This is a genomic window from Pseudomonas sp. Arb-4-2C, assembly GCF_055755015.1.
This window is the reverse complement of sequence record NZ_CM146899.1, coordinates 6,102,007-6,120,136: the sequence shown is the minus strand read 5'-3', so window position 1 is coordinate 6,120,136 and position 18,130 is coordinate 6,102,007. Positions and strand designations below refer to the sequence as shown.

The 18,130-nt window shown below is 62.2% G+C and carries 14 protein-coding genes and 1 tRNA gene; 3 read left to right on the top strand and 12 right to left on the bottom strand.

What is annotated here, in order from left to right:
- Positions 1-109: 109 nt before the first annotated feature.
- Positions 110-1,099 (top strand): GGDEF domain-containing protein, encoded by a 990-nt coding sequence (locus AC0J41_RS27700; protein WP_473014123.1) that lies wholly within the window; start codon positions 110-112, stop codon positions 1,097-1,099.
- A gap of 139 nt (positions 1,100-1,238) precedes the next feature.
- Here AC0J41_RS27700 and AC0J41_RS27695 read toward each other — a convergent pair whose 3' ends face one another.
- The 3 genes from AC0J41_RS27695 to gabD all read right to left on the bottom strand — a co-directional run bounded on the left by AC0J41_RS27695 (position 1,239) and on the right by gabD (position 5,497).
- Positions 1,239-2,450 (bottom strand): response regulator, encoded by a 1,212-nt coding sequence (locus tag AC0J41_RS27695; protein ID WP_025113403.1) that lies wholly within the window; start codon positions 2,448-2,450, stop codon positions 1,239-1,241.
- 141 nt (positions 2,451-2,591) lie between these two features.
- Positions 2,592-3,869, bottom strand: a complete 1,278-nt coding sequence (gene gabT, locus AC0J41_RS27690; RefSeq protein ID WP_003220503.1) for a 4-aminobutyrate--2-oxoglutarate transaminase — start codon at positions 3,867-3,869, stop codon at positions 2,592-2,594.
- Between the two features lie 185 nt (positions 3,870-4,054).
- On the bottom strand, positions 4,055-5,497 hold the full coding sequence (gene gabD / locus AC0J41_RS27685; RefSeq protein ID WP_025113404.1) for an NADP-dependent succinate-semialdehyde dehydrogenase: 1,443 nt from the start codon (positions 5,495-5,497) through the stop codon (positions 4,055-4,057).
- A 443-nt stretch (positions 5,498-5,940) separates the two neighbouring features.
- Here gabD and AC0J41_RS27680 point away from each other — a divergent pair.
- Positions 5,941-6,017, top strand: a tRNA-Arg gene (locus AC0J41_RS27680).
- A 77-nt stretch (positions 6,018-6,094) separates the two neighbouring features.
- Here the strand turns inward: AC0J41_RS27680 and AC0J41_RS27675 are convergent.
- The 5 genes from AC0J41_RS27675 to AC0J41_RS27655 form a co-directional block, all read right to left on the bottom strand.
- Positions 6,095-6,307, bottom strand: coding sequence for a hypothetical protein (locus tag AC0J41_RS27675; RefSeq protein WP_473014121.1), 213 nt, complete (start codon positions 6,305-6,307; stop codon positions 6,095-6,097).
- Positions 6,308-6,386: 79 nt separating this feature from the next.
- Complete coding sequence (locus AC0J41_RS27670) at positions 6,387-6,983, bottom strand: hypothetical protein (protein WP_473014120.1); 597 nt, start codon at positions 6,981-6,983, stop codon at positions 6,387-6,389.
- Positions 6,980-7,561 carry an RNA polymerase sigma factor gene (locus AC0J41_RS27665; RefSeq protein ID WP_473016041.1) on the bottom strand — a complete coding sequence of 194 codons (582 nt, stop codon included), beginning with the start codon at positions 7,559-7,561 and terminating at the stop codon, positions 6,980-6,982. The genes AC0J41_RS27670 and AC0J41_RS27665 overlap by 4 nt, the downstream gene beginning before the upstream one ends.
- A gap of 29 nt (positions 7,562-7,590) precedes the next feature.
- Positions 7,591-9,276 carry a vWA domain-containing protein gene (locus AC0J41_RS27660; RefSeq protein WP_473014119.1) on the bottom strand — a complete coding sequence of 562 codons (1,686 nt, stop codon included), beginning with the start codon at positions 9,274-9,276 and terminating at the stop codon, positions 7,591-7,593.
- Positions 9,277-9,364: 88 nt separating this feature from the next.
- The gene (locus tag AC0J41_RS27655; RefSeq protein ID WP_025113409.1) at positions 9,365-9,925 is read right to left on the bottom strand and encodes a YbhB/YbcL family Raf kinase inhibitor-like protein; all 561 of its coding nucleotides are present in this window, start codon (positions 9,923-9,925) and stop codon (positions 9,365-9,367) included.
- A gap of 139 nt (positions 9,926-10,064) precedes the next feature.
- Here AC0J41_RS27655 and AC0J41_RS27650 point away from each other — a divergent pair, with 139 nt between their 5' ends.
- Complete coding sequence (locus AC0J41_RS27650; protein ID WP_473014118.1) at positions 10,065-11,606, top strand: FAD-dependent oxidoreductase; 1,542 nt, start codon at positions 10,065-10,067, stop codon at positions 11,604-11,606.
- Here AC0J41_RS27650 and pgaD read toward each other — a convergent pair.
- The 4 genes from pgaD to pgaA are packed head-to-tail and all read right to left on the bottom strand — an operon-like array spanning position 11,587 to position 17,967.
- Complete coding sequence (gene pgaD / locus AC0J41_RS27645) at positions 11,587-12,120, bottom strand: poly-beta-1,6-N-acetyl-D-glucosamine biosynthesis protein PgaD (protein WP_473014117.1); 534 nt, start codon at positions 12,118-12,120, stop codon at positions 11,587-11,589. The two genes, AC0J41_RS27650 and pgaD, sit on opposite strands and share 20 nt — an antisense overlap.
- Positions 12,117-13,472, bottom strand: coding sequence for a poly-beta-1,6-N-acetyl-D-glucosamine synthase (pgaC, locus tag AC0J41_RS27640; protein WP_025113412.1), 1,356 nt, complete (start codon positions 13,470-13,472; stop codon positions 12,117-12,119). The genes pgaD and pgaC overlap by 4 nt, the downstream gene beginning before the upstream one ends.
- A 1-nt stretch (position 13,473) precedes the next feature.
- Positions 13,474-15,471, bottom strand: coding sequence for a poly-beta-1,6-N-acetyl-D-glucosamine N-deacetylase PgaB (gene pgaB / locus AC0J41_RS27635; RefSeq protein ID WP_473014116.1), 1,998 nt, complete (start codon positions 15,469-15,471; stop codon positions 13,474-13,476).
- A gap of 12 nt (positions 15,472-15,483) precedes the next feature.
- Entirely contained in the window at positions 15,484-17,967 is a 2,484-nt protein-coding gene (pgaA, locus tag AC0J41_RS27630) for a poly-beta-1,6 N-acetyl-D-glucosamine export porin PgaA (protein WP_473014115.1), read from the bottom strand.
- Positions 17,968-18,130 lie beyond the last annotated feature (163 nt).

Sequence of the window (18,130 nt, the reverse complement as noted above, 5' to 3'; positions counted from 1 at the left end):
CCTTCGGAACTAAGCACAAAATCCCCTATCTCAAAGACACTTCGCCACCCCGGCGGGCTGTACTGTGGCCGTTGTCGAAATTGCGGCACGCCCTTTGAGATATGTGCCGATGGTCAACAACAATCAAAAAGACTCATCCCTTGCGCAGTGGCCCGAGGCCGCGCAAACCCTGATGGCGCTGATGCACGCCCAGGGCGAAGTTGCTCGGCTGAGCGAGCGCGAACAGCTGTTCAGCTCACTGCTGGTGAGCGTCAACGCGGTGCTTTGGGCGTTCAACTGGGAAACCCGTCAGGTGCTGTACGTCAGCCCCGCGTATGAACGGATTTTCGGGCGCTCCGCAGGGCTCTTGCTCGCCGACTACAACCAGTGGCGCGACAGTATCTACCCCGACGATCTGGATTACGCCGAACGCAGCCTTGCCGAAGTCCTGCACAAGGGCGCGGTGGAAGACCGCGAATACCGGATCATCGCCGCCGACGGCCAGGTTCGCTGGCTGAGCGACAAATGCTTCATCAACCGTCAGGACGAGCCCGGACAACCGGTGATCATTGTCGGCATCGCCGAGGACATCACCGACAAGAAGCACATGGAAACCGAGCTGCAACGCCTGGCGACCACCGACGTGCTGACCCAAAGCAGCAATCGCCGCCATTTCTTCGAATGCGCCAACCGCGAATTCGAAGAGGCACGCCTGCAAGGTGCGCCACTGGCGTTTCTGCTGCTGGACATCGACGACTTCAAGCTGATCAACGACAGCTACGGCCACCCCGAGGGCGATAGCGTGCTGCAGCGCATCGCCGAATGCGGGCGCGGCTCTTTACGCCGGGGTGATCTGTTCGGGCGCATTGGCGGAGAAGAGTTCGCAGCGGTGTTCCCCGGTTGTGCATCGGACATGGCGATGCAAGTGGCAGAACGGCTGCAACAGGAAATTCAGCGCTTGAGTTTCAGCCATGACGGGCAGACGTTCGGTATCACCGTCAGCCAGGGCCTGACCAGCCTCAACCCAGAGGACGACAGCCTCGACAGCCTGTTCGCCCGGGCAGATGCGGCGATGTACGAGGCCAAGCGCCAGGGCAAGAATCGGATCATTACTGCCTGAACCCGGATTTGCGCCATCCAGAGCTCCGATGTGGGAGCGGGCTTGCTCGCGAAGGCGGTGTGTCATTCAGCAATTGTGTTGCCTGATACACCGCCTTCGCGAGCAAGCCCGCTCCCACAGGGTTGGGTGAAAACCCCGGTTATTTACGCATCCTCATCAATTCCGGCAACCCGATCTTCAGCAGCCGCGCCGTGCGACTCCTGGCCAGTTCCTCTACGCCCTCATGCTCGGTCAGGCGGGCCATTTGTGCCGCCATGTTCATCACCAGCGCCTCGCGAGAATAAACCCCGCCACCGAGCTGATAGACCGACGCAATCAACTCGCGCAGCTCCAGCGGCAAGCGCCAGCGCGTGCGTAGCGCCGAACCGTAGGCCGCGCCGAACTCCGCCAGCGCGTCGCCCACCTCCTCCCACTCATCCAGCTCTCCGCCGGCCTGTTTCCACTCCTGCAAACAACGCAGCAACGCCAGATCGCCAAGGCGATGCAGCATGCCGGCGCAATAGCAGCGCTCCTGATCCAGATCGAGCAGGCGTGCCAGGGTGCGGGCGTATTCCGCGGTGTGCAGCGACAGCCCCCAATAGCGCTCGGCGTAGTCCGCCAGGCACGGGTCGCTGAGTCTGGCACTGCGCTTGAGCGCCAGACCAAGAATCAGGTTCATGCTCTGCCCGGTGCCGAGCCGATGCAGCGCTTGCCCCAGGGTCTGCACCGCCGCGCCATGATGCTGCGCCGCACTGTTGGCCGCCGCGATCAGTACCGCAGTGATTTGCGGATCAGTGCGAATTTCATCTTCCAGCAACTTCAGGTCGAGGCCACTGGGGTTCAGGCTGCGCTTCACCGCCACCTGCACATCGGTCATCAACGGCGCACCATCGGCGCGCTCGCGGCGCCGCTCAAGGAACACGGCCAGGGTCATGCCGGGCGCCAGCGTCGGCACCTCGCAGAACACTTCTTCGCCGGCATTGAGCAGCAAACCCTGCAGGCGTTCGGTCAGGCTTTCCATGTTCAACGGTTTGGTCAGGTAAGCCGTGGGAGCCAGCGGGATGGCTTCGCGCACGCTGGCGCTGTCGTTGCGGCTGCTCATCAGGATGAACGGCAGTGGTGGATTGCGTTTGCGCTGACGCACGCTGCGCAGCACGCTCAAGCCATCGATGCCCGGCAACTCCCAGTCGACGATCGCCAGGTCATACGGCACTTCGCTGAGCAATGACAGAGCTTGTTGGCCATCGGCACACAGGTCCAGCCGTGCATCGCAACGGACGTTGAGCAACACTTGTTTGAGCAGGTCCCGGGACCACGGATCGGCCTCGGCAATCAGCACTCGAGGTACGGCGGGTAAATCAACGGCAGTCATGCGCGCTCTCCCTTGCAATGCCTGAACCTTAGCCAATGCTGGCCTTTCGATACAGCGCAAAAGCACCGGATGTGTTTCAAGGGGCGTAAAAAAACCCGCCGAAGCGGGTTTTTTGTCGAACCGATCACACAGTGCCGGGGCTTACAGCTCCGAGAAGCACTCTTCGATGATCGCCAGGCCTTTGTCCAGTTGCTCGTCCGGCGAGGTCAGCGGCACGAGTACACGCAGAACGTTGCCGTAGGTGCCGCAGGACAGCAGGATCAGGCCCTTGTCACGCGCCTTGGCCACCACAGCTGCAACGGCCGTCGGGTTTGGCTTGTGGCTGTCGCCGTTTTCGAACAGCTCGACCGCGATCATCGCGCCCAGGGCACGCACTTCGCCGATCACCGGGTACTTGGCCTGGATGGCCTTCAGACCAGTGACCAGACGCTCGCCGACTGCCTTGCAGCGGTCCAGCAGTTGCTCTTCTTCGAACACTTCCATCACGGCCAGGGCCGCAGCGCAAGCAATCGGGCTACCGGCGTAGGTGCCGCCCAGGCCGCCTGGGGCAATGGCGTCCATGTATTCGGCCTTGCCGCAGACACCGGCCAGCGGGAAGCCGCCCGCGATGGATTTGGCGAAGGTGGTCAGGTCGGCAGCAACGCCCATCTGTTCCATGGCGAAGAAGGTGCCGGTACGGCCAGCGCCGGTCTGCACTTCGTCAGCGATCAACAGGATGCCGTGCTGGTCGCACAGTGCACGCAGACGCTTCATGAATTCTTTCGGCGCGACGTAGAAACCACCTTCACCCTGCACAGGCTCGATGATGATCGCGGCGATGTCTTTCGGCTCGGCGTCGTTCTTGAAGATGCGTTCGATGGAAGCGATCGAATCGTCGATGCTCACGCCGTGCAGTTCGTTCGGGTACAGCGCGCGGAAGATGCCGCCTGGCATCAGGCCCATGCCGGCCGAGTAAGGCACGACTTTACCGGTCAGGCCCAGGGTCATCATGGTGCGACCGTGGTAAGCGCCGGTGAAGGCGATCACGCCGGCACGGCCAGTGGCGGCGCGAGCGATTTTCACGGCGTTTTCCACGGCTTCGGAACCGGTGGTGACCAACAGGGTTTTCTTGGCGAAATCACCTGGCACCTTGGCGTTGATCTTTTCGCACAGCTCAACGTACGGCTCGTAAGCCAGCACCTGGAAGCAGGTGTGGGTCAGCTTGTTCAACTGTTCGGTCACGGCCGCGATGATTTTCGGGTGCACGTGGCCGGTGTTCAGCACAGCGATACCGCCGGCGAAGTCGATGAATTCACGACCCTCGACGTCAGTCACGGTAGCGTTCTTTGCCGATTCAGCGAAGATCGGGTGAATCTGGCCAACACCACGGGGTACGGCAGCGGTACGGCGGGCCATCAGTTCAGCGTTAGTCTTACTCATTACAGTCCTCATTCACCGCTCATCGGGCGGCGTGGCTCAAGGATTAAGCGGGAGAAATCGGCGGTGGCAGCATGCGATGATCGACTGCCACGGCGTTCCTGGCCGCAGAGAAAATTCCGGTTTGAAACGACGCAAAGGGACAGCGCTCTCGTGCCCTTTGCGTTTGCAGCGATCCCTTTCCCGGCTTAGATGCCCAGGCAGAGGTATTTGATTTCCAGGTAATCTTCGATGCCGTACTTGGAGCCTTCACGGCCCAGGCCCGAGGCCTTGATGCCGCCGAACGGCGCGACTTCGTTGGAGATCAGCCCGGTGTTGACGCCGACCATGCCGTATTCCAGGGCCTCAGCCACACGGAACACGCGGCCCAGGTCGCGAGCGTAGAAGTAGGAAGCCAGACCGAACTCGGTGTCGTTGGACATCGCGATCACTTCGGCTTCGTCTTTGAAGCGGAACAGCGGCGCCAACGGGCCGAAGGTTTCTTCCTTGGCCACGGCGGCGTCTTTCGGCACGTTGGTCAGGATGGTCGGTTCGAAGAAGTTGCCTTCCATCGGCTTGCCGCCGGCCAGCACGGTGGCGCCTTTGGCCACGGCGTCAGCGATGTGCTCTTGCACCTTGGCCACGGCTTTTTCGTCGATCAGCGGGCCAGTGGTGGTGCCCTCTTCCAGACCGTTGCCGATCTTCAGCTTGGCCACGGCCACTTTCAGCTTCTCGGCAAACGCGTCGTAGACCGAATCCTGAATGTACAGGCGGTTGGCGCAAACGCAGGTCTGACCGTTGTTGCGGTACTTGGAAATGATCGCGCCTTCGACAGCCTTATCCAGGTCCGCGTCGTCGAACACGATAAACGGCGCGTTGCCGCCCAGTTCCAGCGAGACTTTCTTGATGTCCTTGGCGCATTCCGACATCAGCTGGCGACCGATTTCGGTCGAACCGGTGAAGGACAGCTTGCGCACGATCGGGTTGCTGGTCAGCTCGCTGCCGATGTCGCCGGCGCTGCCGGAGACCACGCTGAACACGCCTTTCGGAATGCCGGCACGCTGCGCCAGTTCAGCCAGGGCGAACGCGGAGAATGGGGTTTGCGAAGCCGGCTTGAGCACCATGGTGCAACCGGCGGCCAGCGCAGGGCCGGCTTTACGGGTGATCATCGCCGCCGGGAAGTTCCACGGGGTGATCGCGGCGGTCACGCCGATCGGCTGCTTGATCACGATCAGGCGCTTGTCTGGCTGGTGGCCCGGAATCACGTCACCGTAGATGCGTTTGGCTTCTTCGGCGAACCACTCGATGAACGAAGCGGCGTAAACGATTTCGCCCTTGGCTTCGGCCAGCGGCTTGCCCTGTTCGAGGGTCATCAGGCGCGCGAGGTCGTCCTGGTTTTCGATCATCAGTTCGAACCAGCGACGCAGCTTGCCTGCACGCTCCTTGGCGGTCAGTGCACGCCAGGCCGGCAGCGCTTTATCAGCGGCTTCGATCGCGCGGCGGGTTTCGGCAGCGCCCATTTTCGGCACGGTGCCCAGAATCTCGCCGGTGGCCGGGTTGTTGACCTTGATCGTCTGACCGTTGTCCGCATCGACCCAAGCGCCATCAATGAAGGCTTGCTGGCGGAACAACAGGGTGTCTTTAAGCTGCATGTCGGCTTTCCTTAACAGCACCGCGGCCTGCGCGGAGCAAAATTATGATTGTAGAAAGGCGCCTCGCAAGGCTGCCGTCAGGGAAATCATCTACCGGGTGAGGCGCAGCGATAGTGCGTTATTCACAGCACCTGCGCTTCAACACCCAATCAAAGAGCGTTTGAAATCTCAAACGGATCGTAGGATCAAAGGGGTTAAAGGACAATAGGTCGTTCGAAAAAAAGAACAAAAACGGCGTGTTTGTGGAAATTTTCAGATCAACGAGCCAAAAGCCCCGGCCGCAACCAAACCATAGATCAGCCCGGCAAAAGCGCCAAGCGAGGGTTTTGCAGGACGTTACAGCTTTAAGGAATGCAGCGATTTCTCCCGACACGCGCCCTGACAAAACCCGCCAAAACCCGGCATGGACGCCCCGAGCCGACCTAGGTATGATGTCGCCCGCTGCACCAGTAGCTCAGCTGGATAGAGTACTGCCCTCCGAAGGCAGGGGTCGTGGGTTCGAATCCCGCCTGGTGCACCACTGATTTAAACGAGAAAGCCCCGGACTGTGATGGTCCGGGGCTTTTTTGTGGGCGCTGGTTTTTCATGCGACGGCGGTCACTCCGTCGTCCAGTCAAACTCATCGTAATCGTCGTCCTCGTCATCGTCTTCCTCCCCAACCTCCTCAAAAACCTCGTCTTCTTCCACGACGTCTTCTTCCGACTGGTTCAGCAGAAACTCCTTGCGAGCCTCGGTAATCGCGCGCCGCATCTCCTCGCCCTTTTCCGGGCAGTTGAGGAGTTGGGCGATGCGGTCGATTTTTGGTGCCACGGTGTTCTCCAGCGTTCAGCTATGGCCCGATAGTGCGCGTTTTTGCGGGGCAATGCCAAATGGCTGGGCGAACAGGCGGTCAATTTTGGCGGATTTGTTCCAGTCGCAGGTCGAGGTCCACGCCGGGGTATCGTTTGTGCAGGTTGTTGTACAACGCATCAGCGGCTTGCGACTGGCCGGATTCGCGCAGGCGCAGGACTTCGCGCAGTTGCGTATCGAGGCCGTTGGCCGGGGCAGCGGCACGTTTGCCGACTTTGGCTTCGTCGGCGCTGATGGCATCGCTTTGCATCGGTGCCGCCATTTCCATCATCGGTGCCGGCGCGGGCATGGCGCCAGCGGGGGCTGCCAGCGACTGCGCTTCGGGGGCTTGTTTGCGCGACAGTGGTGCGGCGGGTTTGGCGGCCGGGGCGAAGTCGAATCGAGGTTGCGGCTCCGGTGCACGTTGCACCAGCGACAGCATCAGGGCCACGCCGACCAGGCTGGCGAACGCGACCTGCCAACGGGGTTTCTGGCAGGCTTGCAGCCAACGTTGCCACAGGCTTGGCTTCAGTGCCGGGGCGGCGCGCTGGGCAGCGGCGAGAATCAGCACATCGAGGTGCTCTGGCGGTTCACCGGTGTGTTGCTCGCGGTAATGCTTGAGCAGTTGTTCTTCGGGTGTCTGGCGGGCGTCAGTCATGTCAGTACCTCCTCGGCCAGCAGCCGACGCAGTTTTTGCTGGGCGTAGCGCAAGCGGCTCTTGACGGTTTCCAGCGGTGTTTCGGTGAGGCTGGCGATTTGCGCCAGGTCGAGGTCGCCGTGGGCACGTAGCAGGAACACTTCGCGCTGATCGGCGGGCAGGGTCTGCAAGGCGCTTTCCAGGCGCTGGCTGTCGCGGCTGAGGTTCAGCAGTTGTTCGGGATCGTTGGTCTCGTCGCCAACCGCATGCAGCTGTTCGTCGTAGCTGTCATGCAGCGGCTGATGAGCACCGTGTTTGCGCCAGTGATCGATCAGGCGATTGCGCGCAATCTGGAACAGCCACGTACGAAACGTCGCCCGCCCCTGTGGCTGACTGGCACTGCGAATCAGGCTCAGCCAGGTGTCCTGAAATACTTCGTCAGCCAGTTCCGGTTTGCCGCTCAATCCCAGCAGAAAGCCGTACAAACCCTGACGATGGCGGGCGTACAGAATCTCGAACGCCACGCTGTCGCCCTCGCGATAACGAGCCAGCAGCGATTCGTCGCTGCTGGCCTCAAGGCTGTCGGCGGAGGCAAACAGCTGTGTGATGAAGCCTTTGAGGCGGCTCACTATTCAATCCGTCGCTCAGTGGGCATCGCATTCGATGCGGTTGAGGTGCGCAGGCTTTGCGCCAGTTCCACCAGTTGCACAAACTCGTTGCGCAAGCCGAAACGGTCATCGCCGCGCGCGCCACGGGCCAGTATCTCGGTGTCCTTCAGGCTGAAATCGCCGGTGTAGCGAGCGTCCTTGAGCTGCTGGGAAAATGCCGCAACCGCCGCCGCGAAACGCAGATCCTCGCTGGCCGGTGCGACCTGACTGGCAATCGGCCGCTCGATCAGCAGGCTTTTCACACCTTCAGGCTGTTGATAACGCACACGCAGCATCGCCAATTCCCCGTTCTTCGCCGCAACCGCCACCTCCGATTTACCGTAGCGCAGCGGTTCCAGCCAGCCCTGCTCACCTGCCGGGACAATTTCATACAGCGCAGTCACCGTATGTCCTGCGCCGACTTCACCGGCATCGACCTTGTCGTTGCTGAAATCCTCACGCTTGAGCGCGCGGTTTTCGTAGCCCAGCAGGCGATATTCACTGACCTGCGCCGGGTTGAATTCCACCTGCAGTTTGACGTTTCTCGCCACCACCGCCAGGGTCGAGCCGAGTTGATCCACCAGCACTTTGCGCGCCTCGCGCAGGTTGTCGATGTAGGCGTAATTGCCATCGCCGGCGTCGGCCAGTTGTTCCATCAAGTGTTCATTGTAGTTATCCACACCAAAACCCAGGGCGGTCAGGGAAATTCCGGTTTTGCGTTTATCCACAGCCATTTGCTTGAGGCTGTCGAAGTCGCTGACGCCAACGTTGAAGTCACCGTCGGTGGCCAACAGGATGCGGTTGATGCCTTTGGGGATGAATGCCTGCTGCGCCATTTGATAGGCCAGTTCGATGCCCGACGCGCCAGCGGTTGAACCGCCTGCGGTCAATTGCTCGATGGCTGTACGAATTTTCGCTTTCTCCCGCCCAGACGTTGGCTCAAGTACCACGCGGGATTCGCCGGCATACACCACCAGCGACACCCGGTCCTGCTCGCGCAACTGATCGACCAGCAATTTCAGCGTGCTTTTGACCAGTGGCAGTCCTTCGCGGCGATCCATCGATCCGGACACGTCCACCAGAAACACCAGATTCGCCGGCGCCAGCTCGGCCACGGCGCGGTCAGAGGCCTTGATGCCGATGCGCAGCAGGCGGGTGTGCGGATTCCACGGGGTGGCGGCCAGTTCGGTGGTCACGCCAAATGGCGAATCATCGGTTGGCAACGCATAGTCGTAGGGAAAGTAATTGACCATTTCCTCCAGTCGCACCGCGCCTTCTGGCGGCAGACGCCCCTGATTGAGCAAACGCCGGACGTTGGCATAGGCGCCGGTGTCGACGTCGGCGCTGAAGGTCGAGACCGGGGACTCGGCGACGCTATGGATCGGGTTGTCAGCCAGCGTTTGATATTGCTCGCGCTGCGCGGCGCGATAGCCTTGTGGATAACTTTCAGGGGCCGGCATCGCCGCGAAACTGGCCATCGACGCCGGACGCGCACTGCGTTTGGCCATGGCGACATCGGCCATAACCGCTTCGTGCTGAATCGAAGCCTGCGGCTGGGCCGGCGCCGGGACGGCGGCCGACTCCGGATTGGAAGACACGCCGCAACCGGCGACGGCCAACAACACACCGACCGCAGCAGGTCGCAGAAAAGGCAGAGAAAGGGACATGGGGGCTGACCTCGGGATGAAAGTGATCCATTCATCCACTGAGACGGGCAGCCCCTTCAGTTCGGGTTAAACGCCACTGAAATTATTTTCAGCGGTGATAACGCCGCACCACACTGCTGTTACGCAGGACGTGGCCTTTGATCTTGTCCATCAGTTCGGCGCGGGTCAGACCGGCCGGCAAAGCGTCCGGGGCGAGGTCCAGGGCGTAGATCTGGATGATGTAGTGGTGGGCGCTGTCGCCAACCGGTGGGCAAGGCCCGATGTAATGGGTGGTGCCTTTGCTGTTGGTACCGCCAACGCCTTCGAGGTTGGATTTGGCACCGACACCGGCCGGGATCTGCCGAGTGGTGGCCTTGATGCCGTAGTGAATCCAGTGATCGACGCCCATGCCCTTCTGGCCGTCCGGGTCATGCATGACGATCGCGTAGCTCTGGGTGGCGCTGGGGCCCGCGTTCCAGGCCAGCGCCGGCGACTGGTTCTTGCCGCCGCAACCGGCCGAATCGCTCGCAGCAGCCGAGGTGAACAGGCGGTTGTCCGAGACACCGGGGATGTCGAGGGTAAAGCGCTCGGCTGCCTGCGCCGGAAACTGCACGCAAAGGGCGACGGCAACGGCCGCCAGCCAAGGGTTGAGAGAGGTCAATCGGGTCATTCCGGGAGCACCTTGTGCAGTTGGGCCTTCGTCGGCCTGCAAACTATAGCTGTACCGTTGATGCCGTGGCAGTAGCAATTGGCTGAACCTCGCACTGTGCCGCAAACTCGTAAGAGAAATACCCGCGAGGAAGCCGATCATGTCCCTGCACCGTGTCGCCCGTGTCGCCGATGTCCCTGAAGACCGTGGCCTGCAAGTCGAAATCGGCGACTGCAAGATTGTTCTGCTCCACGCAAACGGCCAACTACGGGCGTTTCAGGGCGAATGCCCACACGCCGGCGCGCCGCTGGCTGACGGTGCGCTGTGTCACGGACGGCTGATCTGCCCGTGGCACAAGGCCGCGTTTCGCGCCGAAGACGGCGCGTTGTGCGAGCCACCGGCCCTCGACAGCCTCAAGCGTTATCCGCTGGAGTTACGTGGCGATGAGGTCTGGGTCGACGATCAGCCGCTACCGGATGCACACACGCCGCCGGCGGATGATCCGCGCACTTTCGTGATTGTCGGCGCAGGTGCAGCCGGCACCGCGTGTGCGGCGGCACTGCGCGAGAAAGGTTTTGGTGGCCGGCTCATCATGATCGACCGCGAACCGGACGCCGGTTACGACCGCACGGTGCTGAGCAAATTTGTCCTCGCCGGGGAGATGACCGCGCAGGACACCCCGCCACTGCGTGATGAAAAATTTTATAGAGAGCAGCGCATCGAACGCCGGCAAGGCGAAATCACTGCCCTCGATGCCTCAGCGCAAACCCTGCAGTTGGACGACGGCCAGTCCCTGCACTACGACGCGGCAGTGCTCGCCACCGGCGGCGCGCCCAACCCCCTGCCATTGCCCGGTGCCAACCTGCCGCAGGTGTTTGTCCTGCGCTCGAAAGCCCAGGCCGAACAGATCATGCGCGCGGCCAGACCCGAACAGCGCGCAGTCATCATCGGCGACAGCTTCATCGCCCTCGAATGCGCCTCGGCCCTGCGCCAGTTCGGCCTCGACGTGACAGTGATCGCCCGCCACGCGATTCCGTTTGCCGCGCAGTTCGGCGAAGCCGTCGGCAAGGCGATCCGTGCGTTGCATGAAGCGCACGGAGTGAAATTCATCACCGATCACGAAGCCCGCGAAATCACCGGCGACGGTAGCGTCGAGGCGGTGTTGCTGGACAACGGCTTGCGCCTGTCGGCGGATCTGGTGCTGGCGGGGGTCGGTGTGCATCCGGCCACCGAGGCGTTTGCATCGCTACCTCGGGAGCAAGACCAGTCGTTGCACGTCGATGCCGGCCTGCGCATCTGCGAAGGGTTATGGGCGATTGGCGACATCGCCACGTTCCCCCTGAACGGCCAGCCGCAACGCATCGAACACTGGCGCCTGGCCCAGCAGCACGCGCGCATCGCTGCCGCCAACATGCTGGGCGCTGATGAGCATTATCTGGACGTGCCGTTTTTCTGGACCTGGCACTTCGGCAAAAACTACGACTACCTGGGCCATGCCAGCCAGTGGGATGAAGTCGAATTCAAGGGCACACCCGAACAGCCGCCCTTTATCGGCCTGTTCGGCGACAACGGCGTGGTGGTCGCCGCCGTGGCCTGCGAGCAAGAGCGGGCCATGGCGATGCTGGCCGAGCGAATGAAGCAGCCGCTGCCCATGGAAGAGGCATGGCGGCTGGTTGGCGAGCTCAGCCAGGACGATTCATAGGATCACGATTGTCGTCGTCCTCGGCGTGCAGGAAGATCACCCGAGGGTGCTCCAGCGGCGCCAGCGGTGATGGCAGTTGCTCTGGCTCTAGCGGACGGAAGTTCAGCACCACATGGCTGATATCACCGTCCTGGTCGTTGTGGATGGTCATCACCCCGGGCGTGCGCAGCTTCTGCAAACGGTCATCGCACAGGCGAAAGCTCTTGGTCAGCCCTTCATCGTCGACCACCGGCGCCGGCAAGCGGCGCTGGGCAAAGCTTCTGCTCTTGCGCTGTTGATAGCGAGCCCAGGCAATCAGGATCACCGCGTTGATCAGCGCCACCCACAGGTAGACGTGCAAAGTACCGAGTGCGTCGAACGCCGAGTTGTCGATGCGCGGCCCACCGGCATGGGTGTCGATCAGCGGCCACAACCCACGCACCAGCAGAAACAGCAGGCCGACCCAGGCCAGCACGGTGAGGATCACATCGATCACGACCAGAAAGGGGCGCTGGCGGGTCCGGATGATTTTCATTTGATGACCTCCTCTTCGTCGTCTCCGACCGGTTTGATACCCCGGTCAGGGCTGACCCAACGCGCACGCTTCTGATGCTGACCGAACAACACCTTGGGGAAACTGACCAGCGTGGTCAGCAGGCTGATGAACCAGAACACCAACGGATACCAGACCACCCAGAACATCGTGCGTCCCAGGCCCGGCTCGTAGCGCCGGTCAATGATGATGCTGACAGCGAACTGCACCAGACAGACGAACGCCAGCAACAGCCCGGTGAACGCCGGCGGCATCAGATGGTGAACGGCGATCGCATCCGGCATGACCACGAACTTGCCCACCGCCCAGAAGATCACCGACAGCAGGAAGGTGAACGCCCACCCGGTCGACAGGCAGTATTCGAACAGCAGCGGCCACAGGTAACGATGACGGTACTGCCAGATGCCGCGAATGTTCTTGAACAACACTTCGGCACCGCCCTGCGCCCAGCGCAGGCGCTGCTTCCACAGGCCGCCGAGGGTTTCCGGCATCAGGATCCAGCACAAGGCGCGCGGCTCGTAGAAGATGCTCCAGTGATCGAGTTGCAGCTTCCAGCTGATGTCGATGTCTTCAGTGATCATGTCCGGGCTCCAGTAGCCGACCCGGTTCAATGCCGTGCGACGGAACGCGACGATCACTCCGGAGACGGTGAAGATCCGCCCGAATACGCGCTGAGTACGTTTGATCAGACCGATGATCGACGAGAATTCACCGACCTGTACCCGCCCGACCAATGTCGAGCGTGTGCGAATCCGTGGGTTGCCGGTCACCGCGCCAAGCCGTGCGTTGTCGAGCATCGGCGCCACCAGATAGGCCGCAGTGTTCGGCGCCAGCAGCGCATCACCGTCGATGCACACCAGATATTCGCTGCGCGCAGCAATCGCGCCCATGCGCAGGGCCACGGCCTTGCCCTGGTTTTCCGCCAGATGCAGGACCCGCAGCCGTGGGTCTTCCTTGGCCAGTGCGTCCAGCACTTGCGCGGTGTTGTCCTTGGAGCCGTCGTTGATCGCAATGACTTCGATGTTCGGGTAATGCTGACCCAGCGCGGCGTGGATGGTGTCGGCGGCATTGTCGCCTTCGTTGTAGCAAGGGATCAGGATCGAAATCAGCGGCTCGCCTTCCAGTGGCGGCGGCAGGGTGTCGTCCTTCCACGGCCAGTGGCGTTCCCAGTGCAGCCAGAAATACAGGCCGCCGGAAATCCACAGGCCGGACATGAACAACGGGTAGAAGAACACGAAGTCCATCAGGAACTGCCCGGTGACCAGGAAGATCAATCCCAGCGGCACGCCGAGGACGAGCGCCAGAACAAGCAGGGCTAACAGTCTATCCAGCATGTCATGGATTCCATTTGTTGGAGAGCGCAGGCCGTACGGTTTTCAGGTCCGGCAGGTTGTCGAGGAAGTTGTCCGGGTAGTAACCGAAACTGGTCGCGCCCTGACGCTTGAGCCGGCCCATCCAGTCGGCCAGTTGGGCGCCATCGATGTCTGCCTGGTCTTTTTTCGTCCAGTCCCGGGCCTGCAGTTCGAACACCGTGCGGTCCAGTGCACCGGGGCGCTGTTTGATTTTCGCCACCAGTTCTTCGAGCCACGGGCCGGATTGCGCCTGGGTCTGTTTCTCCATCAATGGCATGGCCATCGGCGCCGTCCAGTCGTAGGTCACGAGGAAGTCGTCGAGGTTCTGTGCAAACCAGGCTTCGCTGTCGGGGTTGAGCACCGGTTCGGCGAAGATGTTGCGCGCGGTCAACACCTGCGGGCCACGGATCGCCCGGACCTTGGCGGTCAGCTCATTGGTGAAGTCGATCAGGTAACGGCTCTTGAACCGCGTCCAGCGCTGCATCGCTGTCGGATCGTCACGCAGGGCAGCAATCGACCCCGGCAAGCCATGCGCTGCGTAGGCCTTCAAGGCCTGGGGGCTGGCGTCTTCGAAGTCCGAAAGCACGGCGTCGTCGTGATAGAGAATGCCGTCGACCGAGGTCAGGCGCGCCACGTCTTCGTAGATTTCACCGATGATCCGCCGTACCTCGGGATCGAACGGTGAGAGGCGCTGGTACTGATCCGGGTCGACCGCGGTGGTCCCGGTCTGCGGATCCCAGCGCGTCACGCGCGGCAGTTTCGCATCGAGGCCAAAACTGAGCACCGGCATCCAGGCGAACACCTTCACATGGGCGCGGGTGCGCAGTTGCCAGGCGACGCGGTCAAAGATGTCGGCGCGTACGGGCAGGTGACGGTTGGGGAAGTACAGCGAGTGCACCAGGCCATCACCTTTCGGATCGGCAAAGGCCTGCAGGAACACCGTGTTGGCGCCCATGTCGGCCATGCGCTGGATCAGCTTGCCCAGGTTGATTTCCTGCTGCGCCGGGTCAGGGTCATAGACGTTGTCCAGATCGACGTGGACCACACGCATGGTGAAATCCTGCTGCGCCGCGACGATGCTGTTGGCGAAATGCTCGCCGTCAGGGTCGGAGGCCACCAGGAAGCGTGGGCTGCTCATCAGGTTGTCGAGGGCATCGAGACCGTCGTCAAGGGTCAGGGCCATTTCGTAGCCTTGGTCGCCGATCACGGCCAGCGAAGTACCGTCCGCGGTACCGTACGGCCAGACCCAGATACGTGGTTTGTAGCCGGTGACCTTGCGAATCTTCTCCGAAATGGTCACGACGTCGGTGCGGATCCTTGCACGAAAATCTTCTTCGGACTCGTAGCGCTTGGTGACCGGATCGTAGCGACGAGTCGCCGCCGCCGGCTGCAGGTTGCCTTGCGGGTTGGCAAGGATGCCTTTGTGGCTGGCGTCGGTGTGGGCGGCGATTTCCACCAGCCCCGATTGCGAGATTTCCCGCACCTGGTCCCAGGTCAGAAAGTCCGAACGCGCTCGCGGCGCACCGGCGAAATCCACCGGTTGATTGAGCGGCGTGTCGATCCAGACACCGACCGGCGCTAGCAAGGCATGCCAGTTATAGGCGCGCAGTACCGGCAGCACGCGGGTGTAGAAACTCGCATAACCGTCGTCGAAACTGAGCAGGATGGCTTTGGGCGGCAGTTCCGGGCCGCCCTTGCGCGCGGCCATGATCTGGTCGACGGTGACCGGTTTGTAGCCGTTCTCGCGCAACCACGCGAGCTGCTCGATCATGCGTTCGGTGCGTACCGCCACCACCGCCTGATCGGGGTCACGGTCTTCGACGTCGTGATAGGCAATGCCCAGCACATGGTTTTTCGGCCACGGTTTTTCATTGGCCGCTACCGGACGCTGCGACGGCGGTGCGAAGGCCGGGGCTTGCTGGGCGCAGGCGCTGACCAGCAGCACTCCCAGCAGAAGGATGAAACGCGTAATCAAAGGCATCTTCAAACTCTTCTAGAAGCGGAAAGTGAGGTCGACGAGCAGACGCAGATCGGTCTCCCGATCACCGTCGTAAGGCCGGTTGATCACACTGAACAAGCCGCCCACCTCGAACACGTCGTTCCAGGCATAACGTTGGCCGTAGCCGAGCATCGCCATGCCGCCAGTGCCATGGTCACGCTGGCTGTACGTACCCGCACCGGCCTGGAACTGCTGGCTCCACGAGGTTTCGTAACGGTGGTAGAGCACATGGTTGACGTTGACCGTCGGCATGACGCTGAAGTCCGACTTCGGGTTGAAGTACGGCACATCCTCGGAATTGGAGTTGTGGCTGGTGCCGACTTCCAGACCGGCATCGACCTGCACGTTCGGCGCGCTGTAAACGCCTTCGCGCCCGGTCAGCAACGCCTCGACGCGATTGTTGCCATCGCTGAAGTGCGACGGGCTGACCGACAGCCGCCACTCGCGGCTCTCGTTGGCGCGCCAGCGGATGAACGCATTGCCGCCATTGGCCTTGATGTCGCTGTTGAGGGCACGCAACGGTGTCTCGGCCGACAGATAGGCAAAGCTGCCGCCGTACTGCCAGTTGTCGTTGATGTCGCGGGCAATCGCGATGCGCGCGCCCTGCTTGGCGCCGTAACCGTAATCGTGGTTGGAGACCTCGGCTTCCAGGCTCATGTCGCGGGTACGCCGCTCCAGGCCGACGCGCTGGAAGCGGTCGGTGCCGGTGCCTTCGGCGAAATCGCCGGTGGCATAACCGGCACCGACGAACACACGCCAGTCTTCATCGATCGGCGGGCTGTACAGGGTGCTCTGGATACCGAAATCGCGGCTGCCACTGACCGCGCCTGCACCACCACTGCCGCCGCCTCCATTGGCCTTGCCACCGTAGGCTTCGACGCGCAGTTCGGACATGTCATGCACTTCGCGCTCACGGGCCGCGCGCTGCACCTGACGGTTGTCCGGGAAACGCTCGACCACGTCATCGGTCAGCGCATCCATCTGCCGCCATTCCTGCAGGGTCATCGCGGTACGCGCCTGGGCCACTTCCAGGCCCATGTCGCGGGGCACCATGCTCTCGGTTTCCTTGAGCTGGTTTTCGGCGCGGCGGGGCCACTGACGGGCCAGATACAAGTCGGCCTGGGCCAGGCGCAGGCCGATATTGCCCGGCGCCTGATCGACCAGCGTCTGCAGGCGCTCCTCACCGTGCGGCAGGTCGGAGCTGTAGGTGCCGGCCTGCGCCGCGAGTTGCTGGGCGTCCATCCATTCGTCGTTGGGGTTGCCGATGGGCAGGCCCTTGAGTTCGACCCGCGGGTTCTGGCTCTTGGCCAGATCCTCAGCGACTTTGCGCGCCTCTTCGGCGCGGTCGCTTTCCAGCAGCGAGTAATACAACGCCGTGGTGTCTTCGAGGCGATCACCCAAATCGGCGTCCGGCGCCGACAGCACCTGACGATACAGATCGGTGGAGATCTCCGGTTGGCGCTGATCCAGATACGACGCCGCCACCCAACGCAGGGCGTAGGTCGGAATCTTCACGCCTTCGGCTTGCAGCTTTTGATATTCGGTAATGACCTCGGCAGTGCGCGCTCGGGCCTTGAGTGCGCCCATGCGATCGATGCGCCAGCGAATCACGTCATCGTGGGCGCTGGCGTCCGGGGTCCAGGTGGCAAGCAGTTTGTCGTAATCGGCCAGCGCGCGGTCGGCAATCACGTAGCGTTCCTTTTCGCTGCGCGAAGCGAGTTCGGCCAGACGCACGCGTTCGGCGGCCAGATCGCCTTCGAGGCGACGCAGGGTGACCGGGTCGATCAGACCGGGGCGTTGATTGGCCAGGCGCAGTGCCGGTTCCGGCAGACGCGCCTTTTGCAGGGCGACCACGTATTCACGGGCGACTTCCGGCTTGCTGCCGGCGCGCATGAATGCCTGATCGTATTCAAACAGAGCGTCGTACTGCTTGCCGGCGCGGGTCAGGGCGTAGCCCAGCGCGAGACGACGGGAGGGATCGTCCGGTTTGGCGGCGACCAGTGCCTTGGCGCGAGTCACGGCTTCGTCGGGTTTGCCCGAGTCCGCCTGAGTCAGGGCCAGCCCCAGTTGCAGGTCGGCGTTGTCCGGCTCCAGCGCCAGGGCCTTGTTGTAGACCTGAGTCGCCTGGTCCCAGCGCTTGAGGTTGCGGTAGGCGCGTGCGGTGGCGGTCAGCGCCTGCACCGGCAGCACCCGGTCACGGCCCTGGGTTTCATAGACCTGCACCACTTCAGCGTCGAGACCCGCCCAACTGGCAATCTGCAGGTGATCGCTGATCTGCCCGGTGGTCGACTGACCGGGCGGCACCTGACGCAGCACATTCAGCGCCGGCGTGGTCTGCCCGGCACGGGCATCACGCACCATCTGATCATAGGGGGTATCGGCAAACGCCAGTGCCGGCCAAAGCAACTGGCTGCACAGCGCAACGCGAAACAACGGGCGTAGACCACGATGTAAAACAGGAACATCAATACGCGGCATTCGTCAGCATCCTTACATGGCCAGCCGGGTCGCAATGCCCTCCTTGCCCATTCGTAACGGAGACCAAGTCAGATAGCACTCGGCCAAGCTTAGTCAGGCAGTCTTGCATGCAAGCGTAGTCGAATATTCAGAACACAATAATTGTTCAGAATGTGGCGCCGGA